This is a genomic window from Acetobacter aceti NBRC 14818 (assembly GCF_000193495.2).
GTDB lineage: Bacteria > Pseudomonadota > Alphaproteobacteria > Acetobacterales > Acetobacteraceae > Acetobacter > Acetobacter aceti.
Genome location: NZ_AP023410.1, coordinates 2198213 through 2211156 on the forward strand (window position 1 = coordinate 2198213; position 12944 = coordinate 2211156).

Sequence of the window (12944 nt, forward strand, 5' to 3'; positions counted from 1 at the left end):
GTTCTGAAATCGTTACGATCCAACAGCGTTCCTCCAGAGAAACATCTTTGCTTTGCCGTTCTTTTCGGATTATGACAATTTTGTGTCGCCGACCTGTGTCACACGCAGACGAGACCCGACCATAAAGGACAACCGAAATGGAAGCAGCAACAGCCCTCATGCGGACCCGATATGATCGCCCGGACAACGCTCCCGTAGACTCACTATTGTGCCTCGACACGGTTCAGCCAAGCTATGAGCATTCTCACGAGGGAATGCGCGTGCGCCATTTGCGTGGATTTGACTCCCGGACAGGCGATTTTCCGCCCCGCATCAGCGACCAGTGTCGTCTGGCTTTCTCGGCAGGAGACGCCGCTCTCTCGACCCGCGGCGCGTCACTTCAGGACGTGGTGCGCGTGGTCTACCTCGTCAAGGATGCCAGCAAACTCTCATCCTGTGGCAGTTTCGCCAGCAATGCGTTGGGCGACAACCGCCCAGCAACCACCGTACTCGTGGTTAAGAAGTTCGATCGACCCGAAGTGGAAATCGAGCTGGAACTGATCGCCCGCATTCCCGAAGACGCCCTCGCAAGCTAACTCTCAGCGCCAACAATCAGAAACGATATATTAACGATCCATTTCCTTTGGACGCGCCTCCCTGTATGAGAAGTGACACAGGGCTTGAGCCTCACCGGCCATGGGACGCGCCAGCACTTGCAGCCGGGTGACAGGCGGAAAGCCTCCTTCCGTTTCCGAGGCCAGATCCCGCAGTGTCCTTTTCTCCAGACAATCCTGACATCCCCACTTCGGAAGACAAAAAGACAGGCTCGTCCCAGAGCGGTCTACAGGATGAACTGACACGGCTCCGCCTCCGGGCCACCGCGTTCGAGCAGTCGGAAGCCACGGTCGAGGCACTGCAACGCCAGATACAGGCCTATGAGAACAGCACGTTCTGGCGTCTCACCGGCCCCGCCCGGAAAATCCTTGAACACTCCCCGCGCCTGAAGCACCTGCTGCGTGAATCAGCCCGCTCCTGCCGCGGGCTTGTGAGCGGTCAGCTCCCAGACCGACTGCGTCACTCCTGGCGGACGCGCACGACAAAACCCCTCCGTGAAGAAGAGACAACCCAGCCAGAAGCGCAGACAACCCGCCAGAGCAAACGCACTTTCCGCCCTGTAAAAGAAGATCACACCTCTCTCCGCTTCCCGCGCCACGCTTTCCCGGTGCTGAGCATCGTCATTCCAAGCTACGGACAGGTGCCTGTCACGCTGCAATGTCTGTGCTCCATCATGCGCCATCCGCCGTCCTGCCCTTATGAAGTGATTGTCGCGGAAGATGCTTCCGGCGATCCAGCTGTTGCCGCCCTGCGCGCCATCGAAGGGCTGGTGCTGATCGAACGCAGTGAAAATCTGGGCTTTCTGAAGAACTGCAACGAAGCGGCGAAAGCGGCGTCCGGCACATGGCTTCACCTGCTCAACAACGACACGGAAGTGCTGCCCGGCACGTTCGACGCCCTTCTATCCCGCCTGCAAACCGACGAAAGCATCGGTCTGACCGGCTCGAAGCTGCTCTATCCGGACGGGCGGTTGCAGGAAGCCGGCGGCATCATCTGGAACGATGCTTCAGGCTGGAATTTCGGTCGCAACGATCCACATCCCGACCGGGCCGCCTACAGCTATCCCCGTGATGTGGATTACATTTCCGGCGCGTCAATCATGTTGCGTCGAGACCTGTTCGCCTTCCTCGGCGGCTTCGATGAAGCCTTTGCGCCCGCCTATTACGAGGACACGGACCTCGCCTTCCGCATCCGCGCTTCCGGACTGCGCGTGGTATTTGAACCAGCCTCGGCGGTCATCCACCATGAAGGCGTCTCGCACGGAACGGACGAGACCAGCGGCGTCAAGGCGTATCAGGTCCGCAACCGGCAACTGATGCTGGACCGCTGGCGTGACACGCTGCAAGCGCAACACTTCCCGCCAGCAACACACTTTCTGCGCGCCGCGTCTCATGCCCGGGACCGCAAGACCATTCTCATCATCGACCATTATGTGCCGGAGCCAGACCGCGACGCAGGTTCCCGCACGACCATGGACGTGATCCGCGCCCTGATCCACGCGGGGTGGCTGGTGAAATTCTGGCCGGAAAACCGCCAGCGCAACCACTACTCTCTCGCGCTCGAACGTCTGGGCGTGGAGATCCTCGACGAAACGAATCCCTGTGATTTTCCCTCGTGGATTACGGAAAACGGCCCCGATCTCGACCATGTCATGATCATGCGTCCCACCATCGCCCGCGCCTTCCTGCCGGATGTGGTGCTCAACACCGACGCGCGCCGCTCCTATTACGGTCACGACATTCACTTTCTACGACTGGAACGCGAGGCGGAGGTGACAAAAGACCAGAAGACCCGCGAGGATGCGCTCACCATGCGGCGGCTTGAGACATGGCTGTGGCCACAGTTTCATGCCGTGCTCTATCTGTCGCGATACGAAGCCGACCTTGTGCGCGAACTTGCGCCCAACGCGCAGCCTCATGCCATCGTGCCGTTCTGCTTCACCCCGGACCTCTCGGCACGCCCCGTTACATCGGGCAAAACCATCCTGTTTGTCGGTGGATTCGGTCACCCGCCCAATGTCGATGCCGCTCTCTGGCTTGTGCGAGAAATCATGCCGCTGGTGCGTCAGCGCGTGCCGGATGTACGCCTGATCCTCGCCGGATCGAAACCAGCACCTGAAGTTCGTGCGCTGGCCAGTTCGAATGTCACCGTTACAGGTTTTGTGTCGGATGAAGAACTGGCGCGGCTCTACGCCACCTCACGCGTGGCCGCCGTGCCTCTGCGTTTCGGAGCCGGTGTGAAGCACAAGGTGCTGGAAGCGCTGCATCAGGGACTGCCGCTCGTCACAACGCCAGTGGGCGCGGAAGGTATTGCCGGGCTGGGAGATATGGCGTCCGTGGCAGAGACAGCCCCTCTGTTTGCAGACGCGCTTCTGGCGTTACTGGAGAATGACGCGTTGTGGCGGGAGCGCTCGGATGCGGGAAAAGAACTGATTAGCGCAGGGTATTCGCCGGAACGATTTGGCGAGGAATTACTTGGAGCTCTAAAGAAATAACCGAACCCTGTTTTTATGAATTCTTTTATTAAATCATGTATTTTCATCAGAAATATTCAGGAAAGACTCATCATTGAATCGAAATCAAATCAGAAACATCCGGCATTTTATGCTCACACAAATTTGCCAGAAGATTTTTTGTCGAGGATAACGACTGCAAACATTCCTTTCGCAAAACCTCATTTAATTCAAAATGATACGTTTAAACAACAACCCACAGGACATAATATTTTTAAAAACCATGCAATAAAAATTTCATTTTTATCAAGATATACCTGAAAAATAAGCAATTATCAGGAAGAATTTAATTTTATAGGTTCAGTCATCTGACCTTATGATGTCTATGAAAATCCTCCTCCTTTCCACCGCTCTTGCGTAAAAATCAATTTCTTCGACCCTCAATGCAAATACTGCTGTATGTGTGAAAGACAGTCAGGCGGAAGGTGCGGATATTTTCGCGCAAAAAGAGCATCCTCCTTACAATAAGCAGTGCCGCATCAATGGAGAGAAAAACGGCAAATCGTGCTATCACGTCGGTGATGAGTATCTTCAGAACCGATATCTGGCGCGTCGGCGTCGTGCAGGCCGGATTTTCCGCTATCTGCCGGGCAGGCTCCCTCGACCCGTTTGCCATCCGCTGGCTTCCCAACCCCGGTCCATACCGCTTTCTGGCTGATCCGTTCGGGATATGGCGAGACGACAGGTTGCATATCTTCGTCGAACATTATGACTATCGCACGCGCAAGGGCGAAATCCATCTCCTTCTCCTGAATCAGGAATTGGAAATCATCCAGCAGGGAAAGGTTCTTTCCGAACCATGGCACCTGTCCTATCCTTTCATTCTTGAAGCCGATGGCGAAACATGGATGCTGCCCGAAGCCTGCCGTTCGGGAAAACTGATCCTCTATCGGGCGCGCCGCTTCCCGTGGGAGTGGGAAGCTGTTCCCGAATTTCATTTTCCTCATGCCGCGATCGATGCCTCTCCGATTTTCACCGCAGGCGCATGGTGGATGTTCTACGCCCCCTCCTCTCCACATTCCGATCGCATGACGGCTCTGCGGCTGGCGCGGGCAGATACGCTGCTCGGCAGGTGGACCGACGTTTCCACCCAACCATTAAGACGCGGGGCGGGAAGCAGCCGGATGGGAGGCACACCCCAAATCGTGGATAGACAGCTTATTCTTCCCATGCAGGACTGCACAACAACCTATGGCGGGGCGATCCGCCTTCTGACGACCGCAACTGACCCCGATCAATCCATGACTTTTCAGGAGGGTTTTCGGATAACCCCGCCCAGGAGCGCACATCCGTTTACGGCGGGCCTGCATACACTCTCGGCAGCAGGTGACGTCACGCTCATTGATGCCAAACGCATCCTGCGTAATATGCCAGCACGTGCCGGAATGGATCTCCGCCACCATCTCGGAAAATGGTGGGAACAGAGGACCGCACGGTGAGGATCGCCTATATCATCAACTCGGTGGAAGGCGGCGGAGCGGCCCTGCCAGTGCCCGCCGTGACCCAGGTTATGCGTGAGTGCGGGCACCATGTCGAAATCTTCGCACTCAGCCGTCGGGACGGGCGCGCTATCGCTCCGATGGAACAGGATGGTTTGCGCGTGCACGTCCGGAATGGCGCTCCGGGAGACCATCTGGCCGCCTTTCTCTGGCTGAAGCGCCAGATGCAGGTATTTTCGCCAACGGTGATCTGGACCTCGCTGACCCGCGCGACCCTGATGGGACAACTGCTCGGAGCCTATCGACGCTGCCCGGTCGTCAGCTGGCAACATTCAGCCCGCCTCAAACCGGCCAACGCCCGACTACTGCGCCTCCTGCGGTCCCGCACCTCTCTCTGGATCGCGGACTCCTGCTGTGTGGAGAAAATGACCCGGGAGACGCTGGGAATTCCGGCCAAGCAACTCGCCTGCTGGCCGATTTTTCGTGCAGACGCCGATGTCCCTCTGGCGACACCATGGCAACCGGGCGAACCGGTTCGTATCGGTTCACTCGGACGCCTTCATCCGGTCAAGGGTTACGATATTCTGTGTCAGGCACTGACGCTCCTGCGTCAGCGGAACGATCTGCCATCTTTTGAAGTCCTGATCGCAGGAGAAGGCGAAGAACGCGTCCATCTGGAAGGCCTGATCAAACGGGATAACCTGCCGGTCCGTCTTGCTGGCTATGTCGAGCACCCCAAAAACTTTCTGGCGACCCTGCACGCCTATGTGCAGCCTTCCTTCTGGGAAGGGCTGTGTCTGGCGGCACATGAAGCGATGCTTGCGGGGTTGCCAGTCATCACGTCAGCGGTGGGAGAACTTCCCTTTACCATCACGGGAGAAATGGGAAGCGTGGTGCCCCCCCGTGATCCACAGGCTTTGGCGGGTGCGCTTGAAAAACTGCTCCACTCGCCAGACAAACTGGCGGAATGGGGGCAGGCGGGACGTCAGCGGGTGCTCGAACGGTTCAGCGCCGAGCGCTTCGACGCCACCGGGCGCGACATCGTGGAACGCGTGGAGCAGATCGTTCAGGCACACCGCCTGAGATAATCCACCATGGCGTCGGCCGCTGCCGGAGCCGTGGGCTGGTTGTCGGGCAGTTCGAATGTTTCAGAAAAATAGGCAGTCTGTCTGTCCCTGAACTGCGGATGGATCAGAAACGCATTGTCCAGCGTGTCAGCAAGACGGTCAGGATCATCCAGCACTTCGCCCAGCTGCCAGAAGCTGTAATTATTGTCGTTTTCCCATCGTGCGTTATGAGCGTTGAGAAAGACACAGGGGCGCGGACGGATCATGAATTCCGCCACCTGACTGCTGACATCTCCCAGATAAAGATCCGCCGCCATGGTGTAGGTCATGTCCACGCTGCGCGTACTTCCTGGATCGATCAGCAGATTGTCACAACCGGAAAAACGCTGCCGGAGCGCCTCGCCAGCCTCTCTGTTCCGGTCAAACAGACGGATATGCGGGGCAAAAATCAGATTGTAGCGATCCTGCTGCGCGAAAAAAGCAAGAATCTGGTCGCCAAACTTCTCCCATGAGGACAGCCGGGAGGAAAAATGCGGATTATAGAGCACGACAGGTCTGGCATTGTTGAAAAGCGGACGTGCTGAGTGATTCATGCGCTGGACGATATCGAATTTCGCATAGGTGCCACGATGATAACGCCCCGGTGTGATGGCGCCCTGCTGAAGAAGGCGTTTTTCGATCTTCTTTCCGGACAGAACGATGAAATCGAACAGGCGCGTATCTTTTGCGAAACCGACGGCTCTGTCACCAGCGCCATGCCGGGTCCATGCCAGACGGGGTTTCCGAACACCCATGCGCTTGAGATAGAGAGAGGTCCGCTCTGGCACAACAATGCCACTGAACTGAGAAAAATAGGAACGATTCATCGCAAGGACAGCGATTTTTTCGAGTGGTCCTGGTCCCTTTTCCTCTATCCTGCGTCGCAGACGGTGAGGCATCCGCAGCAACTCATATGAAACCTTGCTTTCCGGATAGAAAGCGGCAAGCGTGCGGGCGTATTCCAGATGACTTTCCGTCATGCAGGCTATCTGCACATCGACATCCGGATTACGCGCCGCCATTTCCATTCCTATGGGAAGGGAATGTAGCGTCTGATGCGGCTGGGCTATGAACGGCAACACAACCTTCAGCATGTCTCACTATATTCCATACGATATTGATTATCTTTTGCTTCTTGTGACAAAACATCCTCATAAACAACCGTGTTTCAGGTCACTTTTTTGAACACTTTATTGCAGTCAATGAGGCGCTCCGGCTTGTTGAATTTTATTTTATTATATTTTTGTTGCACCTCATTCATCTGAAATATTATCGTGTATCAGATGCACTCCAGAAACATCCCTGTGTGTGCTCCGCGGAAGAAGTGCAACCCCATCATGCCTATCCAGTCCGGATGGAAATCGATGGCCGGGTAGGGCGGGGAGAATGAAGCGGGAGCAATGGTGTGATGATCAGTCATATAGGCCAGAGTCAGAGCCTTGCCCATCTGTCTGACGTGCATCTCCCTCCAACGGGTGTCTTGTCGCCCAAGGCCTTCCTCGGGAAACGCGCCCTGAGCGTGCTGTCATGGAAACGTCGGCGGTCCAGACTGCATAGCCTCAAGACGGCAGAAGCGGTGATGAATGACATCACCGCGTTCGCACCGGATGCCATTGCCGATACCGGCGATCTTACTAATTTCGGCCTCCCGCAGGAGTTTTCGCAGGCGGCAGGCTGGCTTGAGCGGATGCCAGCTCCAACAGTCGTGGTGCCGGGCAATCACGACGCCATGACCTCGGGTTCCAGAAAGCAGGCACTTGCCGCATGGGACAGATGGACCGCTCCCCGCGCCGAGGATTTTCCCTTTGTCCGTCGGATCGGGAATATGGCGCTGATCGGCGTGTGCAGCGCCGTCGCCAGCCCGCCTCTCATGGCCTATGGACGTGTGGACATCGATCAGGCAATGCGCCTGCGCAGAATTCTCGAAGCCACCCGCGACGCCTGCCGGATCGTGCTGATCCATCACCCCGTGACACCGGGCCTGGTGCCCTGGCGAAAATCCCTTCTGGGATGGCGACATGTCGCCGGTGCGCTAAAAGAAGCCGGAGCGGAGCTCGTGCTGCATGGCCATTCTCATTGCGCCACGACCAGCTTTATCCCGGACACAGCCATTCCGCTCATCGCCACGCCGTCCGCCTCCCTGATGTCGGACGAACCGGACAGGGCCGCGGGCTGGAACGCTTTCCGGGTCGGCGCCGAGGCCAGCTACTGGCGCATAGAGATGACCCGCAGGCGGATGACCAAAACCGGGGAATTCATCAATTGCGGTCAGCTTACCTGGTTGCGGCCGCGTGCGCCTGCACAGGGCACTCCCGCGAGTCCGGATGCTTTCGGCACTCCCTCAATACCGGTCTATCAGGATGCGATAGGAGCATGACATGAGTCATGTCTACCGCCAGTCCCACAGTACGCTGGTCTGAAACCACACATCGGCGATCAAGAAAATTGTCTGTCTCTAATCAGAATAAAAAAAAATCCGGTTGGCGTCATCCGTGAACAGTGTTTCCGACGCGTCCATCCTTATCGTTGATACCGGTCGAAAAGGTGAAATGCGGCAGTGCGAGGCGCTGGCCAATGCCTGTGGCCTGCCCTGGCAATTCACCAGAAACGACCAGCTTCCCTCCGAAGAGCCGACGCTGATCCTGTCCTTCGGCAGAGCCTTGGGACAGGCATGGCGTCTGAAAGCAGCCTTCGATGGTCGCCCTCGCATCATCCAGCTCGGGCGTCCGCGTCTGAAAGCGCCATCGGAGCTGGATCTGATCCTGCTGATGCCACAGGACGACTACCCGGACGGTCCACAGACGCTGCATCTGAACATGCCGCTGAATGGCGCGGATATTGCACGCTCAACCATTCCTGCCGATACCACACAGGGACCAGTTTCCGTGCTGCTGGGAGGGCCGACACGTCACTTCGACTTCAGCGATCACGACGCACTGGTGCTACTGTCCCGCGCCGAGCGACTGGCCGCAGCGACAGGCACGGAACTGCGCGTCGTGCCGGGTCCGCGCACGCCGGATCACGTCGTGAAAAGTGTTGAGGAACGGTATCGTCAGGCACCTGAGCGCATCGACCGGCGACCGCTTTCGACGGTGCTGGAAGAAAGCGGAAGGCTGGTGGTGACGGCGGACAGCGCCTCCCTGCTCGCCGACGCATGGCGGACCGGCAAACCGACCTGGCTGTATCCGCTTCCGGTCCGGCTCCCGCCAGTCCAGCGCCTGAAAATCATGGCGGACCGCATCACGCCGGAACTCCGCCATATGCTGATCCGGCGTGGCTGGCTCGCAGGCGGCACTGACTTCACCCGGTGGCATCGGGCGCTTGTCCAGCAGGGACTTGTCCGGCCCTTGACGGAACAGGGCCTGAAAGAACCAGACTGGCGCATGCCGTTTCCGGCGCCTGATGAGGAATTACGGGTGTGCCGTGACCGGGTTCTTGCACTGGTCGCCAACAGTGCGCCTGCCTCCGATCGTGTAGAGAGATGATGTTATTGCCGCAGCAAGACCGAACCTGTGTCGTCACCGTCACTTATGGCGAGCGCACGCACCTTCTTGCGGAAGTGTTGCGGGCAGCTTTCCGCTGCGGGGCGACCTGCGCCGTCGTCGTGGACAATGGCACACCCCGCTCAGCACAGGAGGCGCTCGCCTCGCTGCGGGATGAGTTCGGCGCGGATGCCCTGCATGTCGTGCGGCTGGCGGAGAATGAAGGCTCGGCGGGCGGCTTCCATGCCGGACTGGCCCATGCGGCACGTCTTCACGACATGCGTTTCGTCTGGGTGCTGGACGACGACAATGTGCCGGAAGAGAACGCTCTCTCCGTTCTGCTCGACCGCTGGAAACGCCTCGGCGCGGACGAACGCAACGCCATGATGAGCTTTCGCGTGGACAAGCGGCAGTATCGCAAGGTGCTGGATCGCAAAACCCTGCACTGGGTCGAGCCTGACGCGTTCTTCGATTTCAATCTGGCGCATCTGTGGAACGGTGGAAAAAGGAAAGCCGCGATACGGGAAGGCTGTTTCGAACTTGGTGTCGCGGCCTATGGCGGCTTCTGGTTCGCCCGTTCGTGGCTCGACCGGATCGCCCTGCCCCCACAGCATTATCATCTCTATTTTGATGATTACGCCTTCTCACGGCAGATCCCGGCGGCTGGCGGCCATATCTGGCTCTGTCCCGATAGTCGCCTCCATGACATCGACGAATCCTGGCGTGCGAATCGCAAGGCCATTCACCCCTGGCTCGACCCGAAGACCGAGGAACGACGCGTTTTCTGCACAATCCGCAATCGGCTCTGGCTGGAGCGGTCTCTGGCGACCTCGCCGAGCCTGCACCGTCTCAATATGGCGCTGTATCTGCTCGTAAAGGTGATCGCGCCCAATCTGGGGACCGTGCTGACGCGAACCCGTTCAGCGCCCGCCTTCCTGCGCCGGTTCAGGCTGATCTGGCGCGCCTTCCGGGCCGGGCTGTCCTGAGCGACCGAGCCGTCGGGAAAAGATCACCGCGCCAGCAAGGCAGGACAGAAAGACCGCTGCGCTTGAGGCCAGTGTTGCCAGGCAGGCGCCTGTCAGATGGAAGGAGCGGGTCAGCAGGTAGAGCGCCGGAAAATAGAGCAGCGTGACGAGGACACGCGTTCTGACAATAAGCCGCAACTGGCCGGTCACGATCAGCAACGGCTCCAGCGGAACAATCAGCAGGCTGAAAATCGCCGCCAGCAGCATCATCGTGATGTAGAACGATGTGTGCGGCACATGCACATGCAGCAAGGCGCGGAAGATGTGCGATCCCGCCACAGCCGTCAGGAGAATCAGAAACGCCGAGATGGCGATCAGAATTCCGAAAATGGACAGGGTGACTTTCCGGAGCCCCGCCCAATCCTGCCGGTCACGCATCTTCACGAGCTCAGGGTATAGAACTGGCGAAATCAGCTGCGCAGGTGTCACGATTCCGGAAGCAATCTGCCGGCACACCCGGAAGACCGCTGCTTCGGCAGTGCCGATCTGCTTGCCGACAATCAGCGTCGCGACATGGGTTGAGGCGGACGCCAGCGTCTGATTGAGGCTGACGCCGCGTGTGAAGGCCCACAGACCTTCGCCCTTCCAGCGCCAGTGCCGGAAGGCCTCAAAATAGTCGAACGAAGTCCGCTTCCTGAGAATGGACAGGGCGAACGCGGTATAAAGCCCATAATCGAACAGCACGGCCGCAGCCCAGATAAACAGGAACCAGCCCACGCCCAGATGCAGCGCATAGGCCAGCAGCACGCCACACATCTTGCCGAACGCCGTGAAACCGTCCGTGATCGGCACCAGCCGGAACTTCCCGGCCAGACGCAGTACACCGTGACACCAGCCCGTATACATGAAGGGCGCGACACAGGCGTACAGCAGGGCCAGTGTCCGCTCATGATGCGTCCAGCCAACACTCGGGGCATAGAGAATCACGACCACAAGACTGATTGCCAGAGCCACAACAGCCGACAGTCCGTCGAGACGAATGCAGAAGAAAACGACCTGTCTGAAACGCCCCATGTCGTCATCGAAAAACGCATCGCTCCCGAAACGGATCAGCGTCTGCCATGTCTGGAGCCGTGAGAGAGTTGAACCAGTCATGGCGAGGGAGTGAATCAGGATCAGCAGCCCGAAATCAGACAATCCCAGCGCGCGTACGGCAAACGCCATATAGACGAAGCTGCACAGCGCGGTCAGGATCCGCCCAAGTGTCAGCATACTGACGTTGCGGAAGATCGAGTTGAAGGTTGAGCGGCTCCGGGTCATACGGACTTTCTGTTTGGCTGACGGTGGCCGATGCGTGCCGTCCCGGCTTTTGACATATCAGAAGGGATCGAAAAACCTTCTTTCTGCAACATATCCTCAGTGGGAACGCTGTCCCGAGCCCTGAGCGACAGGTGTTACACAGAGTAAGCGCTGTCATTTATCGCTTCCCTGAAGGTGAGAATGACAGAATGAATATCAACGGGCTTACCAGATGAAGTGTCCATATCGTTGGGGGCTCGGGGGCTCCACCCCAGACCCCGCCAAAGGCTTGCCTTTGGAAACCGGTTACTGTCGATAACGGGGAGACCGTGACTTGCGATCTTTGCCAGGAGAGGAAAGTCCGACCGCCAGAGCATGTCCGGCAAAGAATACCGCACAGGGCTAATGGCACTCAGAGTCATTGGAAAGCGGAATAACAGCGCCGCAGTCGTGCGCGCTGCAAGCATAAGGCCGCCAGATCAGTCCACAACACCTTCCCCTCAGTATTTTTTCGCTCTTTTACAGCACGAAGTCCCTGAGCGTGTGTCCACACAACACGGACACGCTTCAGGAACAAAGTCTCATGAAGCTGTCACACCGTCTCCGGCCAAGCCTGATAAACACCCAGTCATCTGTTTTTACAGCTTATCCGTGTTTGCAAACACGACCATGTGAGGCAACTTCAGAGGAGAGTGGCCCCGTGACAGACAGGACTATGAAGATTTTGTGGCTCCATTCCAGATGTCAGGCAGAAAGCAGCATTCTTCTGCATTTGCAAAATATACAGGGACCTGTCTTTTCTGTATGGTCCCGTCCGCCTGCCCCATCCGGCAGTCAGGGCGGATTGAGAATTATGGCGGTTACCGGCGAGAATAATGTTTGATTTTGCCTGGTCGGAATTTGCGCTGATCGGCGTGGTGGCGCTTCTGGTCATCGGACCGAAAGACATGCCCGCCGCCATCCGCTCCGTTGCCAAGGTCGTCAAGAAAGCCCGCCGTCTGGCTGCGGATTTTCAGGGCCATGTGGACGAGATGGTCCGGGAAGCGGATCTGGGCGACGTGCGGGATCAGGTCCGCCAGCTTCGCTCACTTGATGTCCGCAGCCAGATCATGCGGACCATCGACAATGACGGCAGCTTGCGTCGGACACTCGATGATCCCGCACTAAGGGGGCGCCCGTTTGACGACAGGCCGAAAGCCCTCCCCGCTGCTGACACGCCCGACCTGATTCCGCCTCCGGCACGAGAGAATGTCGGCGCCTCACCTCTGGGCATAGAACCGCTCTCCTTTACAGGCAGCACGCCGCAGAGCGAACCGGATCAGGCCCCCGCCGTAGTGCCGCCGGCCATCGCCCGACGCATCGCCTCCGCATGGCCGCGGCTGCGCACGCCCGCCATTCTTCCCCCTTCACGGGTGCTGCATGGCAACAGACGGGTCGCTCCCTTCAGCGTGGCTCTTCCTGATACGTCAGTGAGCGCCTTACAGCCTGCACAAGACCAGACTTCTTCCCCCGACCAGCCGAGGAACGACCTGTCGTGACGACGACTG

The 12944-nt window shown here is 58.2% G+C and carries 10 protein-coding genes; 8 read left to right on the forward strand and 2 right to left on the reverse strand.

All coding sequences use genetic code 11. The features are described 5' to 3' along the window. Window positions 1–137: 137 nt before the first annotated feature. The 4 genes from EMQ_RS10040 (at window position 138) to EMQ_RS10055 (ending at window position 5633) form a co-directional block, all read left to right on the forward strand. Window positions 138–575, forward strand: a complete 438-nt coding sequence (locus tag EMQ_RS10040) for a Rid family hydrolase (RefSeq protein WP_010667668.1) — start codon at window positions 138–140, stop codon at window positions 573–575. 173 nt (window positions 576–748) lie between these two features. Continuing rightward, window positions 749–3088: a glycosyltransferase gene (locus tag EMQ_RS10045; RefSeq protein WP_010667669.1), complete on the forward strand. Its 2340-nt coding sequence runs from the start codon at window positions 749–751 to the stop codon at window positions 3086–3088. A gap of 539 nt (window positions 3089–3627) precedes the next feature. Further along, complete coding sequence (locus EMQ_RS10050; RefSeq protein WP_018308066.1) at window positions 3628–4545, forward strand: glucosamine inositolphosphorylceramide transferase family protein; 918 nt, start codon at window positions 3628–3630, stop codon at window positions 4543–4545. After that, a complete protein-coding gene (locus EMQ_RS10055) occupies window positions 4518–5633 on the forward strand; it encodes a glycosyltransferase (RefSeq protein ID WP_010667899.1) in 1116 nt (371 codons plus the stop codon). Before EMQ_RS10050 ends, EMQ_RS10055 begins: the two co-directional genes overlap by 28 nt. On the opposite strand, the gene EMQ_RS10060 is transcribed toward EMQ_RS10055, so the two are convergent. Further along, window positions 5612–6745, reverse strand: coding sequence for a hypothetical protein (locus EMQ_RS10060; RefSeq protein ID WP_010667898.1), 1134 nt, complete (start codon window positions 6743–6745; stop codon window positions 5612–5614). The genes EMQ_RS10055 and EMQ_RS10060 overlap by 22 nt on opposite strands. Before the next feature lie 314 nt (window positions 6746–7059). Here EMQ_RS10060 and EMQ_RS10065 point away from each other — a divergent pair, with 314 nt between their 5' ends. From EMQ_RS10065 to EMQ_RS10075, 3 genes are all read left to right on the forward strand, one after another. Next, a complete protein-coding gene (locus EMQ_RS10065) occupies window positions 7060–8028 on the forward strand; it encodes a metallophosphoesterase family protein (protein WP_081470993.1) in 969 nt (322 codons plus the stop codon). Between the two features lie 115 nt (window positions 8029–8143). Then, a complete protein-coding gene (locus EMQ_RS10070) occupies window positions 8144–9136 on the forward strand; it encodes an ELM1/GtrOC1 family putative glycosyltransferase (RefSeq protein ID WP_231367956.1) in 993 nt (330 codons plus the stop codon). Window positions 9137–9141: 5 nt separating this feature from the next. Then, window positions 9142–10119: a glycosyltransferase gene (locus EMQ_RS10075; protein WP_158320008.1), complete on the forward strand. Its 978-nt coding sequence runs from the start codon at window positions 9142–9144 to the stop codon at window positions 10117–10119. Here EMQ_RS10075 and EMQ_RS10080 read toward each other — a convergent pair. Beyond that, window positions 10054–11418, reverse strand: coding sequence for a lipopolysaccharide biosynthesis protein (locus tag EMQ_RS10080; RefSeq protein ID WP_010669142.1), 1365 nt, complete (start codon window positions 11416–11418; stop codon window positions 10054–10056). The two genes, EMQ_RS10075 and EMQ_RS10080, sit on opposite strands and share 66 nt — an antisense overlap. A gap of 854 nt (window positions 11419–12272) precedes the next feature. On the opposite strand from EMQ_RS10080, the gene tatB reads away from it, so the two are divergent. Further along, window positions 12273–12935, forward strand: a complete 663-nt coding sequence (tatB, locus tag EMQ_RS10085) for a Sec-independent protein translocase protein TatB (RefSeq protein WP_010668522.1) — start codon at window positions 12273–12275, stop codon at window positions 12933–12935. The last annotated feature ends 9 nt before the right edge of the window (window positions 12936–12944 follow it).

What these genes read in the sequence shown, in the direction of transcription:
- EMQ_RS10040 (WP_010667668.1), top strand. Translation starts at nt 138, where the DNA reads ATGGAAGCAGCAACAGCCCTCATGCGGACCCGATATGATCGCCCGGAC.
- EMQ_RS10065 (WP_081470993.1), top strand. Translation starts at nt 7,060, where the DNA reads ATGATCAGTCATATAGGCCAGAGTCAGAGCCTTGCCCATCTGTCTGAC.
- tatB (WP_010668522.1), top strand. Translation starts at nt 12,273, where the DNA reads ATGTTTGATTTTGCCTGGTCGGAATTTGCGCTGATCGGCGTGGTGGCG.
- EMQ_RS10080 (WP_010669142.1), bottom strand. Translation starts at nt 11,418, where the DNA reads ATGACCCGGAGCCGCTCAACCTTCAACTCGATCTTCCGCAACGTCAGT.
- EMQ_RS10055 (WP_010667899.1), top strand. Translation starts at nt 4,518, where the DNA reads ATGGTGGGAACAGAGGACCGCACGGTGAGGATCGCCTATATCATCAAC.
- EMQ_RS10060 (WP_010667898.1), bottom strand. Translation starts at nt 6,745, where the DNA reads ATGCTGAAGGTTGTGTTGCCGTTCATAGCCCAGCCGCATCAGACGCTA.
- EMQ_RS10050 (WP_018308066.1), top strand. Translation starts at nt 3,628, where the DNA reads ATGAGTATCTTCAGAACCGATATCTGGCGCGTCGGCGTCGTGCAGGCC.